This window comes from Enterobacter hormaechei subsp. xiangfangensis (assembly GCF_001729785.1).
Lineage (GTDB): Bacteria > Pseudomonadota > Gammaproteobacteria > Enterobacterales > Enterobacteriaceae > Enterobacter > Enterobacter hormaechei_C.
In genome coordinates, this window is record NZ_CP017183.1 from 3889304 (window position 1) to 3906488 (window position 17185).

General features: G+C 56.9%; 11 protein-coding genes. 8 read left to right on the forward strand and 3 right to left on the reverse strand.

Features of this window, described 5'->3' with window-relative positions; all coding sequences use genetic code 11:
- The first annotated feature begins 111 nt into the window (after positions 1–111).
- On the forward strand, positions 112–3189 hold the full coding sequence (locus BFV63_RS18575) for an autotransporter outer membrane beta-barrel domain-containing protein (RefSeq protein WP_069597584.1): 3078 nt from the start codon (positions 112–114) through the stop codon (positions 3187–3189).
- A gap of 61 nt (positions 3190–3250) precedes the next feature.
- Here the strand turns inward: BFV63_RS18575 and BFV63_RS18580 are convergent, their stop codons facing one another.
- On the reverse strand, positions 3251–3778 hold the full coding sequence (locus BFV63_RS18580) for a helix-turn-helix transcriptional regulator (protein WP_003862459.1): 528 nt from the start codon (positions 3776–3778) through the stop codon (positions 3251–3253).
- A 668-nt stretch (positions 3779–4446) separates the two neighbouring features.
- On the opposite strand from BFV63_RS18580, the gene pgaA reads away from it, so the two are divergent.
- Genes pgaA through pgaD form a run of 4 tightly spaced genes read left to right on the forward strand, consistent with a single transcriptional unit; the run spans position 4447 to position 10586 of the window.
- Positions 4447–6885, forward strand: a complete 2439-nt coding sequence (pgaA, locus tag BFV63_RS18585; RefSeq protein WP_048242081.1) for a poly-beta-1,6 N-acetyl-D-glucosamine export porin PgaA — start codon at positions 4447–4449, stop codon at positions 6883–6885.
- An 8-nt stretch (positions 6886–6893) separates the two neighbouring features.
- Positions 6894–8831: a poly-beta-1,6-N-acetyl-D-glucosamine N-deacetylase PgaB gene (pgaB, locus tag BFV63_RS18590; protein WP_048242083.1), complete on the forward strand. Its 1938-nt coding sequence runs from the start codon at positions 6894–6896 to the stop codon at positions 8829–8831.
- Positions 8824–10155 carry a poly-beta-1,6-N-acetyl-D-glucosamine synthase gene (gene pgaC / locus BFV63_RS18595; protein ID WP_023314840.1) on the forward strand — a complete coding sequence of 444 codons (1332 nt, stop codon included), beginning with the start codon at positions 8824–8826 and terminating at the stop codon, positions 10153–10155. The genes pgaB and pgaC overlap by 8 nt, the downstream gene beginning before the upstream one ends.
- Complete coding sequence (gene pgaD, locus BFV63_RS18600; RefSeq protein ID WP_003862463.1) at positions 10152–10586, forward strand: poly-beta-1,6-N-acetyl-D-glucosamine biosynthesis protein PgaD; 435 nt, start codon at positions 10152–10154, stop codon at positions 10584–10586. Before pgaC ends, pgaD begins: the two co-directional genes overlap by 4 nt.
- Positions 10587–10638: 52 nt before the next feature.
- On the opposite strand, the gene gss is transcribed toward pgaD, so the two are convergent.
- Complete coding sequence (gss, locus tag BFV63_RS18605; protein ID WP_048242085.1) at positions 10639–12501, reverse strand: bifunctional glutathionylspermidine amidase/synthase; 1863 nt, start codon at positions 12499–12501, stop codon at positions 10639–10641.
- A gap of 183 nt (positions 12502–12684) precedes the next feature.
- On the opposite strand from gss, the gene yghU reads away from it, so the two are divergent.
- Together yghU and fucR are read left to right on the forward strand one after the other, a co-directional pair.
- Positions 12685–13551, forward strand: coding sequence for a glutathione-dependent disulfide-bond oxidoreductase (gene yghU / locus BFV63_RS18610; protein ID WP_003862465.1), 867 nt, complete (start codon positions 12685–12687; stop codon positions 13549–13551).
- A 76-nt stretch (positions 13552–13627) separates the two neighbouring features.
- Positions 13628–14377: an L-fucose operon activator gene (fucR, locus tag BFV63_RS18615; RefSeq protein ID WP_023314843.1), complete on the forward strand. Its 750-nt coding sequence runs from the start codon at positions 13628–13630 to the stop codon at positions 14375–14377.
- 2 nt (positions 14378–14379) lie between these two features.
- On the opposite strand, the gene BFV63_RS18620 is transcribed toward fucR, so the two are convergent.
- Positions 14380–15939, reverse strand: coding sequence for a methyl-accepting chemotaxis protein (locus BFV63_RS18620; protein WP_069597585.1), 1560 nt, complete (start codon positions 15937–15939; stop codon positions 14380–14382).
- 152 nt (positions 15940–16091) lie between these two features.
- On the opposite strand from BFV63_RS18620, the gene BFV63_RS18625 reads away from it, so the two are divergent.
- Positions 16092–17132 (forward strand): aldo/keto reductase, encoded by a 1041-nt coding sequence (locus tag BFV63_RS18625; protein ID WP_032610129.1) that lies wholly within the window; start codon positions 16092–16094, stop codon positions 17130–17132.
- Positions 17133–17185: the final 53 nt, after the last annotated feature.

The window sequence follows — 17185 nt, forward strand, 5'->3', positions numbered from 1 at the left end:
GCCGCATCAAAAGGCGTACATAAATAACGCCTTTTACATTATCTGGCGTATCTGAGTTTTCATAAAAAAACGATGTTCCTGACATCATGCTAATGTGTACGGAGATAGCCCGTGAATAACTCTACATCGCATTCTTTAGCGGTTAAGACACCGCTTTCCAGACTTTACCTCGCTCTATTTTCCGCGCCGCTGTTACTGTTTTTACCTGCCGATATCGCGCGTGCAGCCGATGCCTTTTTTGATGGCGACTCGCGTATTACCGAAACGCTGGGTTACACCGGTGATGTTTATGTTGGACGTAATCAACGCGGAAATCTGTTGATCGATAATGGCAAAATCACCGCCTATAACATCAATATCGGTCGGCTGTTCGACGGCAAAATTTATGAAAGCGTGGTCACGGTCCGTGGGCCAGACGCTGAGCTTAACGCGGTGAACGATCGGTACGTCCTGCGCGGCGACCTGAATCTTGGCCTCGGCACCCTGCGAGTCGAAGAGGGCGCGCTGGCGAGTGCAAAGGAGATTGTTGTCGGCACCACCCGCGGCTACGACAGCCACCTTATCGCCACGGGTGCTGGCTCTCGTGTGACCAGTAATTTTCTCAGCGTAGGCACCGATCTGGGCGCACGCTCCACGCTTGCGATTGAAGACGGCGCTGCGCTCAATACCGCTTACGATGCACGCATCGGCAACGGTACCGGACCGGGTGAAACCGACACGCTGAGCCCGAAAGCCACCGTCACTGGGAGCGGCTCACAGTGGAACGTTGGCCGTACGTTGACGCTTTATGGCGACCTGGACGTGCTGAACGGCGGAACGGTTAACGTTGGCGGCGTGCAGGTGGCAGGCGTCTCCGGGGCAGGGAAAACCGCCGAGCTGGTTATTGCGGGCGAGGACTCACGCTTTACCAGCGGCAGCAGCGTGAGCGTGGGCGATTACGGCAATGGCGTGCTGTCTGTGATTGACGGCGGTTCATTTTCCGCTGGCAGCAATGCGCTGATCGTGGGGACATCGGGTTCCGGCTCGAACCGGGGTGCGCTCATCATCGGCAGCCGCGGCAATATGGACACCGGCACGGGTTTAACTGAGCCAACGCTTGGCACGGCGGGCGGCGCAGGTACCCTCGATGCGAAGACGGCAATAAGCCTGCGTGGCGGACTGTTCGGCAGCTATGTCTACTTCAACCATACCGACGGAAATTACATCTTCAGCAACACGATGAGCGGTGAAGGTGATGTGATCAACACCTCCGGGCAGACGACGCTGAACGGCGATCTTTCCGCACTCAAGGCGAACGTCACCGCGCGGGGCGGTAAAGTCATTATTGCCAGCAATATTAATACCCAACCAGAAGACGATATTTTTGACGTCCAGACGCTTAGCGCGGAGAACGGCGGCACGCTGATCCTCAATGCGACGGCGGGTTCAGACGTCAGCAACGGGGTGGGTTACAGCAGCGCCGCGTCAATCAAGTCCGGCGGCACGCTGGGCGGCAACGGGACGCTGGGCCAGACCGAGATCCTGTCCGGCGGACATATCTCGCCCGGCGACGGCACTATCGGTACGTTGACGCTGAAACGCTATCTGAACTTTATCGGCGAATCCTTCTATGACGTCGATATCGCAGGAGATGGCCGCAGCGACCAGCTACTGGTATCGGGCAAAACCACCATCAGCAATCAGGCTAAGGTACAGGTCACCGCGCTGGATCCGCAAACCAGCTATAAAACGGGCCAAAGCTACCGCATTTTGACCTCCGACGGGGGAATTGACGGTGAGTTCGCCGGCGCGATCTCCAAATCCGCCTTCCTCGACGTGGCGCTTAAGCAAAGCACCAACGCCGTCGATCTGACCATCGCGCAGAAAGAGACCGGTGGCGAGAATCCTGGAGGAGAAAATCCCGGAGGCGAAAACCCTGGCGGTGAGAATCCTGGTGGTGAAAACCCCGGAGGCGAAAACCCTGGCGGTGAGAATCCTGGTGGAGAAAACCCCGGAGGCGAAAATCCTGGCGGTGAGAATCCTGGTGGTGAAAACCCCGGAGGTGAAAACCCGGGCAGCGGCAAGCCGGGCATTTTCCAGACCGTGGCCCAAAGCAGCAACCAGTGGAATACCGCTGGCGCGCTCTCCACGCTGACGCAAAGCGGCCCGTCGCTGGCGCTGTATAACTCGCTGCTTCTGCTGAGCGCACCGGAAGCGCGCGAGGCGTTCAACCAGCTTTCTGGTGAAGTTTATCCGTCAATGCAGTCCAACCTGATCGCTGGCAGCACGCAGGTGTTTAACGTGTTAAACCAGCGCATGCAGCGCGCGTTTGATAGCGACAGCCTGCCGATACCACCGTTAGCCATGTCGCTGGTGCAGCAGCCGGAGCCGCAAAACAATGGCGTCTGGGGCCAGACCTTCAGCTCCTGGAGCCGAAACAGCGGCGACGGTAACGTGGGCAAGCTGGACGGCAACACCACCGGCTTCCTGCTGGGGGCAGATCGCAAGCTGGCGGACCATAACGTGCGTGTCGGCGGCTACTTCGGCTACAGCCGGGGTGATTACGACGTCGACAGCCGTCGCTCCTCAACGGATACCGACAACTATCACCTTGGCCTGTATGCGGCGGGTCAACAGGATGCGTTCTCCCTTCGCGGCGCGCTGGGTTATACCTGGCACAAGATCGAAGGCGAGCGCAATGTTGATTTCAGCGGTTTCTCGGATCGGCTGAAGTCAGATTACGACGCCAACTCCCTGCTGGCGTTCACCGAAGCGGGCTACCGTTTCGGCCAGCCAGACAGGAATATTGAGCCGTTCGTCAATTTATCGTACATCCGGCTACATACCGACAGCTTCAGGGAAGACGGCGGTGCCGCTGCGCTGAGCGTCCGTAACGAAACGATGAACACCTTCTACACGACACTCGGGTTGCGCGGTGTGACCGAGCTGCCGAAGCACGTTAACCTCTACGGTTCATTGGGCTGGCAGCACGCCTATGGCGATAAGAATACCTCTTCGCGCATGGCGTTTGCGGACAGCGACGCGTTCATTACTCAGGGACAGGCCGTGGATGAGGATGTGATGGTCGGTGATATCGGCGTGAGCGTACAGCTGTCGCGTGCTGCGACGCTGGATGTGGGTTACCAGGGACAATATGGTGCGGATACCCGCGTCAACTCGGTTAACGCCAATCTGCGCTGGTCGTTCTGAATTATTTCCATTAAAAGAACCCGCCCTCGTGGCGGGTTTCTGCTTTTGGCTTCTGACGAGGCTAGGGATCGTTCCCAACCGCGTCCAGCAGTTTGTTTTTAAAGATAAACAAACACGCCTCGTTGAAGTTCCCTGCCCCTAACCGCTCCGACAGCACCGTTCGCTTGCGATAGAGGCTTTTAACCGACATATTCAGCTTATCTGCAATCTCTTCCATTGACCTCCCTGCCTTCAGCAACCGGATCATTATCGCTTCGTGTCGACTCAGCCGTAAGTTAAGCAGCCATTTGGTTGTCAGACGCCTGCCTTTCATATCAAGCACCAGATTGAATAACGACGCCATATCCGGAGCCGTAAGCGACGTGTTCATAAACAGCTTCATACTGAGAAGATCCTCCTCTCGAGGACGCATATCCAGCATAACGCAGCAGATCGTTTTTCTCGTTCTGGCCGGATGGCGTATCAGGTAATCATATAAACGGAGCGGCGTACGGCTATCAATCAGTACAGTATATTCATTTGCGTCGGTATCAAATATGTTTCTGTCTATCGAACTGAGGCAAATTATATCCGGGAAAAATAGCCGCATCCCCCTGACAAGGAAACAGTCCTGAGTCACTAACACTATTGAAGTCGCCACTAACCATCCCTTTTAGATTAAAGCAAGCCCGCCTCTTAAGAAACAAGAACGCTTTCGTTTATAGCGCTTTACATTAACGGCAAATGTTTTCTGGCTTTGATCATCCCTCAATATGACATTGGTGAGCTAGACTTTTTGCAGACTATCACTCAATGCCTGGCGTTAATTATAAATAAAAAAGAATTTCAGAAAAGTCACTTCTCTGAACATTAAGAATTTTTGTCATGAAACTTCCCAAACATGCACCAGAAAGTACTTTAATTAACTCAGAAGAACTTCATTTCGAATATAACAAAACAGGAAACAGAGAAAGAAAAATCATTTAATATCAATCAACTAAAAACACCAACCCTGCACTGAATTATCTAAAAAACTTACTTCTCCCAGAATTATCTCAAAACCTCCCAGCCGCTTTTCAACTTATTTATCCCCCAACACATCGGGTGTACATTAAGCCCAATCAGACCACTGAGACGAGGGCTCATAATTACCTTTAAGTAAGTATCCCATAACGTAGCATCATTCAGATTTAATGTTCTCCTTTATGCCCTTTAACGCAGAGTTAAAAGGCGGCCGTGTTATGCAATGGATTCACAATAAAAAAATGGCAAATAGATATGGAAAGATCGCTTAGCTTCACTACGTTATTCTTTTATCGCACCACAATATTATTGTTCCTGCTTTTACTCTTTCCTGTTCTGGTTCAGGCTGATGAATCCGTTTATGAGCATCAGATACAACAGGCACGTAACGGTAATTACGCTCTGTTTCTTGATTACCTACAGCGCTATGAGCAACAACATGCTTTAACACCCGGACAGGTTGCGGACTGGTTACAGGTAGCCTCCTGGGCAGGACGCGATGACGAAGTTATCCGGGTCTGGCAGCGTTATGGTATTTATATGCCGCTGCCCGCTCGCGCCATCGCTGCCGTCGCCCAGTCCAGAAGAAACCAAAAAGCCTGGCCATCCGCCTTATCGCTGTGGAAAGAGGCGCTCAGCCTTGCGCCGGATAACGACGATTACCGCATCGGCTATGTGAAGACTCTGGCCGATGCCCGCAAAGATCGCCTCGCGCTTTCGGAAGCCCGGCAGCTGGTTAAAGACAATCCTTCTCCCGCGCACCTTGAGACGCTCTCCTATGTCTGGATGCGCCAGGGAAAAAACAGGGATCGGCTGCTGGCTGACATGCGCGCGCTGAGCGCCGCGCCAGGGAATGAGGCCCTTCTTCGCGAGACGATCGATGCGCTAACGGATAACCGGGTAAGCACGCCCGCACTCTGGCTGTCACAAAACGCGGCGCTCTCTCCTGCGGAGCGCCGCCGCCTTGAGCGTAACGCCGCGGCTGAACGGGTACGCCTGGCGGATGTGCCTGGCAGAACGGAGAAAGAGCGCCTGCGGCTGGCACAAAACGCATTAGATCGCTATCACGCCCTGCTTTCCCGCTGGCAAAACGACCCGCAGGCGGCTGAAGACGTCATCCTTGCCCGTATCGATCGGCTTGGCGCCCTGTATGCGCAGGGTAATTACCGGCAGGTCATTAGCGAATATGAGTCGCTGACGGCCGCACAGCATCCGGTGCCGGACTGGGCCATCGGCTGGGTGATCTCTGCATATTTGCAGGAGAAAAACACCGTTGCCGCCTTCTCGCTTGTGCAACGCTATCCACACTACGCCTCCGATCCGCAGGATGAGGAGCATGCGCTTTTCTACGCCTGGCTGGATACGGGGCAATATCAGGCCGCCCGCCGCTACGTTGAGCGCGAGACCCGCAGCGTTCCCTGGACCCGCTACGATTTCGGGTCCCCCACCGCCCAGCCAAACGATCGGTGGCTTACCGGGCAGTCACTCAAATTTAACTATTTGCTGGCAACCAACGCCCTGCCGGAGGCCGAAAAGCTGTCGTATCGTCTGGCGTCAACGGCGCCGGGAAATCAGGGATTACAGATTGATTATGCCGCCCTGCTTCAGGCCAGAGGCCTGCCGCGTGCGGCCGAGCAAAAGCTTAAACGAGCAGAGACGCTCGAACCCACGAATCTGGAGCTTGAAAAACAGCAGGCTTACGTCGCAATGGACCTTCAGGAGTGGCGCCAGATGGATTCACTGGCTGATAACGTAATTGCTCGCGCCCCCGCCGATCGCAGCGCCCGTCGCCTGGACAGACTCAGAATGGTCCACCATATGTCTGAGCTGCGTCTGAAGGCGGGTAAAGGATTGCACTCAGATAACCCCGTCAGCGGAAGCCACGACATGAACTGGGACGCCACGCTCTATGGCCCGCCCGTGGCGGATAACTGGCGGCTGTTTGCCGGCACCCGCTATGCCCAGGGGAATTTCGACGAAGGTAAAGGCATCAGCCGCCACCTGTTGGGCGGCGTTGAGTGGCGCCCCCGTGACCTCACGCTCGAAGCCGAGCTCTCCGGCAACCACTATCACGGCAAAAACAGGCCGGGCGCACGGCTCTCAACAACTTACAGCCTGAGTGATAACTGGCAGGTCAGTGGTAACCTCGAGCGCTTGTCACGCGCCACACCCTTACGGGCATTACGCAATGGGATTAGCGCCAACCGGGGTGAAGGTGGGGTGCGCTGGTATCAAAACGAGCGACGTGAATACCAGTTCAACGCCGCAATCAGCCGCTTCTCAGACCACAACCGCCGTCAGGAATACACCCTCTCTGGGAAAGAGCGTCTCTGGCAGACCCCGACCCTGACGCTGGAGCTCGAACCGGGGATCGCCGCCAGTAAAAACAGCCTGCGGAATACGCTCTATTACAACCCGGCACGGGAGCTGTCCGTGACGGCTGCCCTGTCCGTTGACCATGAGATGTACCGCCACTACGACACCCTCTGGAGCCAGCAGTTCGTGGCAGGCGGGGGCAGCTACTGGCAGAAAAATCAGTCACCTGGCGCCGTTACCCTGCTGGGTTACGGGCAACGCATCCAGTGGAACAACGTTGTCGATACTGGCGTGATGCTGAACTGGGATAAGCGCCCTTACGACGGCAAACGCGAGAGCAATCTCTCCGTCACGTTAGATGCGACTTTACGCTTTTAAGGATGAATATGCTGAACACACGTTTTTCTGTAAGCCTGATCGTCATCGGCTGGCTCTGCCTCAGCGCGAGCCTCTGCGCGCAGCCGCTCTCCTTTATGGCCCCTGAAGAGAGGCCGCAGCTGGAGGCCAGCAAACCCTGGCCGGAGAATCAGTTTTTGGTCCTGGCCTACCACGACGTCGAAGATGATGCCGCCGATCAGCGCTACCTCTCCGTTCGCACCAGCGCGTTAAACGAGCAGATAAGCTGGCTTTTGCACAACGGCTATCACGCCATTAGCGTGCAGGACATTCTGGATGCGCATGAAGGAAAAAAAGCGCTGCCGCCGAAAGCCGTTTTGCTCAGCTTCGACGACGGTTATAGCAGTTTTTACACCCGGGTCTGGCCCCTGCTTCAGGCCTGGAACGTTCCTGCGCTGTGGGCACCGGTGGGCAGCTGGGTGGATACGCCGGCAAATCAAAAAGTTAACTTCGGCGGTCTGATGACGCCCCGCGATCGCTTTGCCACCTGGGATATGGTTCGCGAGCTCAGCCAGTCCCCGCTGATTGAGATTGGCTCGCATACCTGGGCCTCGCATTACGGCATTCCGGCCAACCCGCAGGGAAGCCGTGAACCCGCCATCGCTAACCGTTTTTTTGATAACGCGACGGGGCATTACGAAACCGATGAACACTTCAATCAGCGGATCGCCGCAGACGTACGGAAAGTCACCGATAAAATCACCCAGGTGACGGGAAAAGCGCCGCGTGCCTGGGTGTGGCCCTATGGGGCTGCTAACGGTACATCGCTCGCTATCGCCCAGAAACAGGGCTATCAGCTGGCCTTTACCCTGGAGGACGGGCTGGCAAACGTGCGCGACCTCGGCAACATCCCGCGCCTGCTGATTGCCGGAAATCCGTCGATAAAAACCTTTGCAAACACGGTTAGCCGCGTTCAGGAGTTTGAACCGGTGCGCGTCATGCATGTTGATCTTGATTACGTCTACGATCCCGATCCGGCCCAGCAGACGAAAAACATCAACAAACTCGTCCAGCGGGTCTACGACATGAAAATCAGCCATGTGTTTCTCCAGGCGTTTTCGGATCCGCGGGGCGACGGCAGGATCAGCGCGCTCTATTTCCCCAACCGTCGTCTTCCGGTCCGGGCCGATCTCTTTAATTTTGTCGCCTGGCAGCTACAAACCCGCGCGGGAGTGAAAGTCTTCGCGTGGATGCCGGTTCTCTCTTTCGATCTCAGTCCAGCCTTGCCGCGCGTGCAGCGCCGTGAGCGTCAAACGGGAGAGTTGACCGTGGCCGCCGAGCCCTATATCCGGCTCTCCCCCTGGAGTGCGCAGGTTCGCCAGCAGGTGACGGAGATCTATGAAGATCTGGCCCGCTATGCCAGCTTCAACGGGATCTTGTTCCATGACGACGCAGTGCTGACGGACGTTGACGATGCCGGACAGGATACGACCCGGCAGAAGAGCCAGCGGCTTATCGGCTTTACCCGCACCCTGAGCCAGGCGGTGAAAAACATCCGTGGCCCGCAGATCAAAACCGCGCGGAACATGTTCGCGTTGCCCATTCTCGAGCCGGAAAGCGAGGCATGGTTTGCGCAAAATCTGGATGATTTTCTGGCGGCCTACGACTGGACGGTGCCGATGGCAATGCCGCTGATGGAGTCCGTCCCGGCAGGAGAGAGCAATGCCTGGCTGACGCGTTTAGTCAAAGCCGTCGCCGCACGCCCCGGCGCGCTGAATAAAACGATTTTTGAGCTACAGGCCAGGGACTGGGCGCAGAAACCGCAGCGTGCCGTAGCCGATGGACGTCTGGTGGAGTGGATGCGGGTGCTCCAGCTGAACGGCATCAAAAATTACGGTTATTACCCCGACGACTTCCTCAACAACCAACCTGATATTTCGCGTATCAGGCCTGAATTTTCTTCGTACTGGTATCCTGACAATGACTGATCGCATTATCGCCTTCTCTATTTTGTGTCTGGTATTCGGGTTGCCGTTAGGCGTAGCCGCGCTGTTTACTGGCGAACTGATTCTGGACTTTGTCTTTTTCTGGCCGCTGTTTATGTCCGTGCTCTGGGTAACCGGCGGCCTCTATTTCTGGTTTCAGCTTGAACGGCACTGGTCGTGGGATAACGCAACACCCGCCCCCGCCTTAGCCGGTGAGCCGTTAATCTCGATTCTTATTCCCTGCTTCAATGAGGAACGCAACGCACGGGAGACCATTAGCGCCGCGCTGGATCAGCGGTACTGGAATGTAGAAGTTATCGCCATCAACGACGGTTCTTCTGATAACACGGCGGAGGTACTGCAACAGCTGGCGCGGGAGCAGCCGCGCCTGCGGGTGATTAATCTCGCAGAGAACCAGGGGAAAGCCGTGGCGCTCAAGGCCGGCGCTGCGGCGGCCCGGGGCGATCTGTTGGTCTGCATTGACGGCGACGCCCTGCTCGACCGCGACACCGCGGCGTATCTGGTGGCACCGCTGATTCAGTATCCCCACGTTGGGGCCGTCACCGGAAATCCGCGTATTCGCACGCGCTCAACGCTGATTGGTCGTATTCAGGTGGGCGAGTTTTCTTCCATTATTGGCCTCATCAAGCGAACGCAGCGGATCTATGGCCGGGTCTTTACCGTCTCCGGCGTCATCGCCGCCTTTCGCCGACAGGCGCTGGCGGATGTCGGGTACTGGAGCCCGGATATGATCACAGAGGATATCGACATAAGCTGGAAGCTTCAGCTTCGCCACTGGGATATCTTTTTCGAGCCGCGGGCACTGTGCTGGATCCTGATGCCGGAGACGCTAAAGGGACTGTGGAAGCAGCGTCTGCGCTGGGCGCAGGGGGGGGCAGAGGTGTTTCTGGTTAACCTGCGCAAGATGGCCCGCTGGGAGCATCATCGCATGTGGCCCCTGTTTCTCGAGTACGCCCTATCAACGCTGTGGGCATTTGCCTATGGGGCGACCGTGGTGTTGTTCATTCTCAGCCATATTATCCCTCTTCCCGCGAACCTGGCCGTTGCGAGCCTGTTTCCCCCGGCGTTTACCGGGCTGCTGCTGGGCGTAATGTGCCTGCTGCAATTCCTCGTCAGTTTGTATATCGAGCGGCGCTACGAGCGGAAAGTGGCAGGCTCGCTGTTCTGGGTAATCTGGTTCCCGATGGTGTACTGGATGATTGGCCTGTTTACCACCCTCGTGGCATTTCCGAAAGTCATGCTTAAACGTAAACGCGCCCGCGCGCGCTGGATCAGTCCGGACCGGGGTAAAGGGAGCATTCAATGAACGAGAGTACGTTAATTTTGACTGAACATCGGCTGGCACCGCGTCTTTTCGATGCTGCATTAACGCTGATAGCCTGGGGAGGATTCCTGTTTTTCCTGTACGCCAGGCTGTGGATGCAGTTAACCGAGGAGGGCGATCACCGCTGGAACGCAATTATCGCCTCGTTTAATACAGTGCTGGTTTATCTGCTGATTGCCGCGTTCAACGGCTGGCTGCTGATCCTGTGGTATCAGTACAATCGCCGCCGCGCGCATGTGAGGCGGCGTCATCCGGAAATGTTGCGCCATGACGAGCTTGCCCAAAGTTTTAACGTCACGCCGCAAATTATGTCCGAGATGAGCCAGTACAACCTGCTGACGGTTTACCATGACCAGATTGGCCGGATCATTGATTTGAAGATCAGCGAGCAGCAGGACGAGAAAGAAGAGTAAGAAAAAGCCCCCGCAGGTTATCCGGCGGGGGCTTTTTTGTCGCGGGTATGAATTAGTTATCCTTCACCACAATCAGCGGTTCAATATCGCTCTCTTTCTTCACCACCAGCGAGTTATCCCCACGCAGGCAGGTTCCGCCATAATTCCCGCCCACGGTAAAGGTGCAGACCTGAATGTATCTGCCGTCAACCTTCGGCAGGCACCATAGCTGCTGGTAGATATTCTTGCGGTCAACAAACTTGCCGCTGGACTGGTCCAGCAGTTCGTCCTGGGCGCCGATCAGATCGATATTGCTCCCGCAGCGTCCGGCGATCGGTTTAACGGCATAACCGGTCCGTTTGAGCAGATCGTTGACCTCAAAATCGGTATCCAGCAGGTAACGGTGGTTCGGGAAGAGCTGCCACAGCACCGGCAGGATCGCCTTGTTACCTGGGATCACCGTCCACAGCGGTTCAAAGACCAGCACTTCCGGGCGCAGCAGGACGTCAATCAGGCGCACTTCACCTTGCGGGTGACCGGTGCGGATAGGCACGGCGGCGTACTCGGTTTCGCTCACCTCGCGGATCTGCTCAATCGCCGTTTCCCATGCCCAGGTTTTCCATACGCAGTTAACGTGACGGCCTTCATCATCAATCAGTTGCCCGGCGGCATCCCAGCTCAGCGCGCCCAGTCCATGCAGGATTTTGGTTTCAAACCCGGCCTGGATCAGCGAGCGCTGAATAAAGAGCGCGTGGTAATCCTCTTCAATATCGTTGTCCTGCATGATATGGACGAACGGCCGCGCGTGGCTGTGCTTCCATGCGCCGGTCAGCTCCTCCAGCAAGCCTTCCGCCGGATTGTGGCCGGTGCCGCGATAGCCGTTTTTCACCCACTCTTCAAGAATCAGCCCGCCCTCGGTATGGCAGGAGGCGGAATCCGCGTTGTACTCGTAAACCTTAATGCCGCGCTCATCCATGCAGAAATCCATACGACCGGTGATCATATGGTGACGACGCCACTGCCAGGAGAGGCGCAGACGCGGCCAGAGAATTTTCGGGATGTCGAAAAGCGCGAGTAAGCTGTCGTCTTTCAGCACCTTGTCGGTGGCATGAAGGTACATCAGGTGCAGTTCGTTGGTGGCTTTGATCAGCTCCTGCTCGGCGCTTTCGGTAATGGTGAAGTACTGGCAGGGATCGTTGTTGATAACGTGGCCGTTGGCGCGAATGTAAGCCTGTTGCAGGGCGTCGTTTTCATTGAGCCATTTCCCGTCGAACTGGCGGTTGTTCTTCAACCTCGCGCCGCTGATTTTCAGCAGTTCACCGTCGATCTCCGGCTGAGGAATACTGTGTTCCGTCTCCTCCGTCTGGATCATCCAGCCGAGGATCTCGGTATCGTTGAACGTGTCATGAAGCGTATAGCAACCGTCCTCCACGCTCAGACGCAGCTCGCGCGTCCACTGCTGCCCCATCGGCAGCGGGGAGTGAATAACGTTCTGCTCGGCAATGCGCACTCTGTCATCCAGCAGCTGGGTAATGACGGCGACGTGGCCGGTCTCATGAAACTCACCGCCCTTTTGCCAGATGAGCAGCGCACCGGCCTGCGGCGCGCGTTTTGAGCCATTGGCAAAGGCCTGTAGCGGCAGAATATTGTCGTTTACCACCTGGCGCAAAAAACGCAGGGAGAAGATCTCCCACGCCATCCCGACGTCGGTAAAGACAAACCCGTGATTGAGAAACAGGAAACGGCGCGCAAACTCAACGCACTGCCATTTATGGCCCATGTACTCGTTGCCGATATAGCTGCGGAATTCCGCGTCTTCCGGATAGCGACGCGGATCGAGACTGCCGTAATTTGAAGAGTAAATCGCCACGCCACCCGGCGCATAACCTAATAACGTCCCGAAGGGGGCGTCACTGCTTAACGTTCCTTTACGCATGTGTCCAACCTAAAACAGGCAGGCGGCAATTTTTTTGTGGGGTTGTCGTCGTCTGCACGTTGTAATTAACTGACAGAGGTGGCGTTATCATACACCCGCCCTGCCCATTACGCTCGCATCGTTAAACGGTTCCTGCATCTCCTGCTACACTGCCTCAACACAACACCAAAGAGGCAGGCCAACATGTCAGATAACACCTATCAGCCACCGAAAGTGTGGGAATGGAAACAGAATAACGGCGGCGCGTTCGCCAATATCAACCGTCCCGTCTCGGGCGCGACGCACGAGAAAGAGCTACCTGTGGGCGCGCACCCGCTCCAGCTGTACTCACTCGGTACGCCGAATGGACAGAAAGTTACCATCATGCTGGAAGAGCTGCTGGCGCTGGGCGTGACGGGCGCGGAATACGACGCATGGTTGATCCGCATTGGCGAGGGCGATCAGTTCTCCAGCGGTTTTGTCGACGTGAACCCGAACTCGAAGATCCCGGCCCTGCGTGACCACTCCACCACCCCGCCGACGCGCGTCTTTGAATCCGGCAATATCCTGCTCTATCTGGCCGAGAAATTTGGTCACTTCCTGCCAAAAGATCCGGCAGGACGAACGGAAACCCTGAACTGGCTGTTCTGGTTACAGGGCGCGGCCCCGTTCCTCGGCGGCGGTTTTGGCCACTTCTATAACTACGCGCCAGTGAAGATTGAGTACGCTATCGATCGCTTCACCATGGAAGCTAAACGCCTGTTCGACGTGCTGGACAAACAGCTGGCGCGCGGTCGTTACGTAGCGGGTGAGGAATATACCATTGCGGATATGGCAGTCTGGCCATGGTTTGGCTGCGTGGCGCTGGGCAGCGTCTATAACGCCGCCGAGTTCCTGGATGCCGGGAAGTACACCAACGTGCAGCGCTGGGCAAAAGATGTGGCGAATCGTCCGGCCGTGAAACGCGGGCGCATTGTTAACCGTACCAACGGCGAGCTGAACGAGCAGTTGCATGAGCGTCATTCAGCAAGCGACTTCGATACCCAGACGGAAGATAAACGTCAGGGTTGATCCTTGACCGGGCGGTTCGCCGCCCTTCTTCCGCGATGAGAAAAATGCGTCAGCACGCGTGCGCAAGGAGCCTCGTATGTCAGACCAGACGCTAAAAGCGACCCGACAGCAGAGCCTTATCACCCTGCTGAGTCAAAGCGACTGGCTGACTACCGAGGTGCTGGCTGAAAAGCTCTCCGTCAGCAAAGAGACGATCCGCCGGGATCTGAAGTCGTTGCAGCAGCAGGGGAAGCTTCTGCGCCAGCACGGGCGCGCGCGTCTGATTCACCCGGACAGCCGCGACAGCGGTGAACCCTTTGGCGCACGCCTGAAAAGCCATTATGCCGACAAAGCCGATATTGCCCGCCACGCGCTGGGCTGGATCAGCGAAGGGATGACCATCGCCCTCGACGCCAGCTCAACCTGCTTTCATCTGGCGCGCCAGTTGCCGGACATCGACCTCACCGTATTTACCAACAGCCTGCCTGTCTGCCACGAGATGGCAAAGCGCGAGCGGATCACGCTTATCTGCTCCGGCGGAACGCTTGAGCGTAAGTATCGCTGCTATGTTAATCCGGCGCTGGTGACGCAGCTAAAAGGGCTGGAGATCGATCTGTTTATCTTCTCGTGTGAAGGGGTCGATGAGCATGGCGTCCTCTGGGATCCGTCCGAGCACAACGCGGGCTTTAAGGCGCTGCTGTTAAACCGCGCCAGCCAGTCGCTGCTGCTGATCGACAAAAGTAAATTTATGCGGGCAAGCGAAGTGAAAATTGGTCAGCTGTCGCAGGTAACACAGATTATTCAGAGCGATAAACGTCAGGCCGCCAGAGACGGCCTGACACGATGAGGTTACGCGGTGAGACGGAATTTCTGCACTGAGCGCTGGAGTTCTTCGGTCTGCCGTTCCAGTGCGGCGGCGGCGGCGGAAACCTGCTCCACCAGCGAGGCGTTCTGCTGGGTCACGCCGTCCATCTGCGTGATGGCAACGCCGACCTGAGAAATTCCTTTGCTCTGCTCCTCTGACGCGGTGGCGATCTGCTTCATAATGACGGTCACTTCCGTCACGTCGCGCAGGATTGCTTCCATCGTGGTGCCGGTATCGTTCACCAGCTGCGCCCCCTGCTCCACGCGGGCAACGGAATCCGCAATCAGCCCTTCGATCTCTTTGGCCGCATTCGCGCTGCGGCTGGCCAGATTACGTACCTCACCCGCCACGACCGCAAAGCCTCGCCCCTGCTCCCCGGCCCGGGCGGCTTCCACCGCGGCGTTCAGCGCGGCGTTCAGCGCCAGAATATTAGTCTGGAAAGCGATGCTGTTGATAACGGTGGTGATTTCAGCGATTTTTTTCGAGCTGTCCGAAATGCCGCTCATGGTCGTAACCACATCTTCCACCAGCGACCCGCCGCGGCTGGCCGTGCTGGAGGCGACATCCGCAAGCTGGCTGGCCTGGCGCGCGCTTTCGGCGTTCAGCTTCACCGTTGCGGTAAGCTGCTCCATGCTGGCCGCGGTCTCTTCCAGCGCGGCGGCCTGCTCTTCGGTACGCGAAGAAAGATCGTTATTCCCGCTGGAGATCTCCGTTGCCCCGCGCCAGATATTCTCGCTGCCGGAACGAATCGTGCTGACCGCCTCCCGCAGGCTGTCCTGCATTGCACTCAGCAGCGGTACCAGTTGCCCCACGCAGTTGCGGCCCAAAGATTCAATCGGCTGGCTGAGGTCGCCCTGCGCAATCTGGCGGAACTGCTGACGGATACGATCCAGCGGTTTTACCAGTATCGCCACCAGGTAGCGGTCGGTGAACAGCAGGATCAGCAGACCCACGATCGTGGCGGTGATAATTACCGTCCGGGTCATGCTGGTGAGGCCGTCGACCACCACGCGCGTGCTGTCGAGCGCCTTCGCCGCGGTATTGTTAAAGTTCTCAGCCGCTGACCCGAATGCACGGCTTAGCGGCGGCGTGACGTTGTTGGCATGCTGACGATAGCCTTCGAGCGTCGCCTGCTTCGCCTGCGCCATCTGCGGTGTAACGCCCTGATCGAGCAGCGCCTGCCAGGTGGAAATCACCTGCGCAGACACCTTTTCATCCATCGGGCCCGGGGAGATAGCTTTCATCTCTGCCAGCTTTTTACTCATGTTATCCAGCGCCTGCTGAGCAGGAGCCAGGTCCGGCGTGCCGCCCGCCGCTTTAACTTCCATTGCCCGGCTCAGGCGGGTGACGAAACGGAAATACTGATCGTTGCCCTGGCTCAGCACCGTCATTTGCCGGACCAGCTGGCGGTCAACGTCATTACCATCAGAAACACGAGACAGAGACCAGGTGCTGTAAAGCCCCACGCCTGCCCACATGACACAAAAGATCCCCAGTATCGTCAGCATGACGAAACGGATGGTGAAATTACGAAGCATCTTCATTGAGTATTCCTTGCCGTGAGGGTGAATTCGCCCAGAGGCGAGTACTCCCCTCGTTATCGGCAGATACTGTAGAAAATATACTTTTTTCGTTATCGAGTCGGCATAGAATGAAAACGTTGTTTCGAAAATTCACCGACAAGAAAGGAGACATCATGTCCTGGCACCCTTACACCGGCCGATACGAAAACATGCAGTACCGATACTGCGGCAAAAGCGGCCTGCGCTTACCGGCACTGTCGCTGGGCCTGTGGCACAGCTTCGGTCACGTTCAGCCGCTCGATTCCCAGCGCGCGCTGCTGCGTAAGGCCTTCGATCTCGGCATTACCCACTTTGATCTTGCCAACAACTACGGCCCCCCTCCGGGCAGCGCTGAAGAGAATTTTGGCCGTCTGCTGCGGGAGGATTTTGCCGGGTATCGTGACGAGCTGATCATCTCCACCAAAGCGGGCTACGACATGTGGCCAGGACCGTATGGTTCGGGCGGTTCACGTAAGTACCTGCTCGCCAGCCTCGACCAGAGCCTGAACCGCATGGGTGTGGAGTATGTGGATATTTTCTATTCTCACCGCGTAGACGAAAACACGCCGATGGAAGAGACCGCCGCCGCGCTGGCACACGCGGTGCAGAGCGGAAAAGCGCTGTATGTCGGCATTTCGTCTTACTCCACGGAACGCACGGCGGCGATGACCAAATTGCTGCGCGAGTGGAAGATCCCGCTTTTGATCCACCAGCCGTCTTACAACCTGCTTAACCGCTGGGTCGACAAGACCGGCCTGCTGGACGCGCTGGAGAAAAACGGAACGGGCTGTATCGCCTTTACCCCGCTGGCACAGGGCCTGCTCACCGGAAAATACCTGAACGGCATTCCGGACGGTTCACGTATGCAGCGCGAAGGGAAAAAAGTGCGCGGCCTGACGGAGAAAATGCTGACGGAAGCCAACCTGAGCAGCCTTCGTCTGCTGAACGAGATGGCGCACGCGCGCGGGCAGACGATGGCGCAGATGGCGCTAAGCTGGTTGTTGAAAGATGAGCGTGTAACGTCGGTACTGATTGGCGCGAGCCGCCCGGAGCAGCTGGAAGAGAACGTTCAGGCGCTGAATAACCTGCGCTTTAGCGAAGATGAACTGATGCGGATTGACCAGCACGTTGCGGATGGTGAGCTGAATTTGTGGCAGGCGTCGTCGGATAAATAGTGCGGCCTGCTGCCCTTACCACGCCCCCTCTCCCACAGGGAGAGGGGGCGTGG

Coding starts and splice junctions, on each gene's coding strand:
- BFV63_RS18580 (WP_003862459.1), bottom strand. CDS start 3,778: ATGCGGCTATTTTTCCCGGATATAATTTGCCTCAGTTCGATAGACAGA.
- pgaA (WP_048242081.1), top strand. CDS start 4,447: ATGGAAAGATCGCTTAGCTTCACTACGTTATTCTTTTATCGCACCACA.
- pgaB (WP_048242083.1), top strand. CDS start 6,894: ATGCTGAACACACGTTTTTCTGTAAGCCTGATCGTCATCGGCTGGCTC.
- pgaC (WP_023314840.1), top strand. CDS start 8,824: ATGACTGATCGCATTATCGCCTTCTCTATTTTGTGTCTGGTATTCGGG.
- pgaD (WP_003862463.1), top strand. CDS start 10,152: ATGAACGAGAGTACGTTAATTTTGACTGAACATCGGCTGGCACCGCGT.
- gss (WP_048242085.1), bottom strand. CDS start 12,501: ATGCGTAAAGGAACGTTAAGCAGTGACGCCCCCTTCGGGACGTTATTA.
- yghU (WP_003862465.1), top strand. CDS start 12,685: ATGTCAGATAACACCTATCAGCCACCGAAAGTGTGGGAATGGAAACAG.
- fucR (WP_023314843.1), top strand. CDS start 13,628: ATGTCAGACCAGACGCTAAAAGCGACCCGACAGCAGAGCCTTATCACC.
- BFV63_RS18620 (WP_069597585.1), bottom strand. CDS start 15,939: ATGAAGATGCTTCGTAATTTCACCATCCGTTTCGTCATGCTGACGATA.
- BFV63_RS18625 (WP_032610129.1), top strand. CDS start 16,092: ATGTCCTGGCACCCTTACACCGGCCGATACGAAAACATGCAGTACCGA.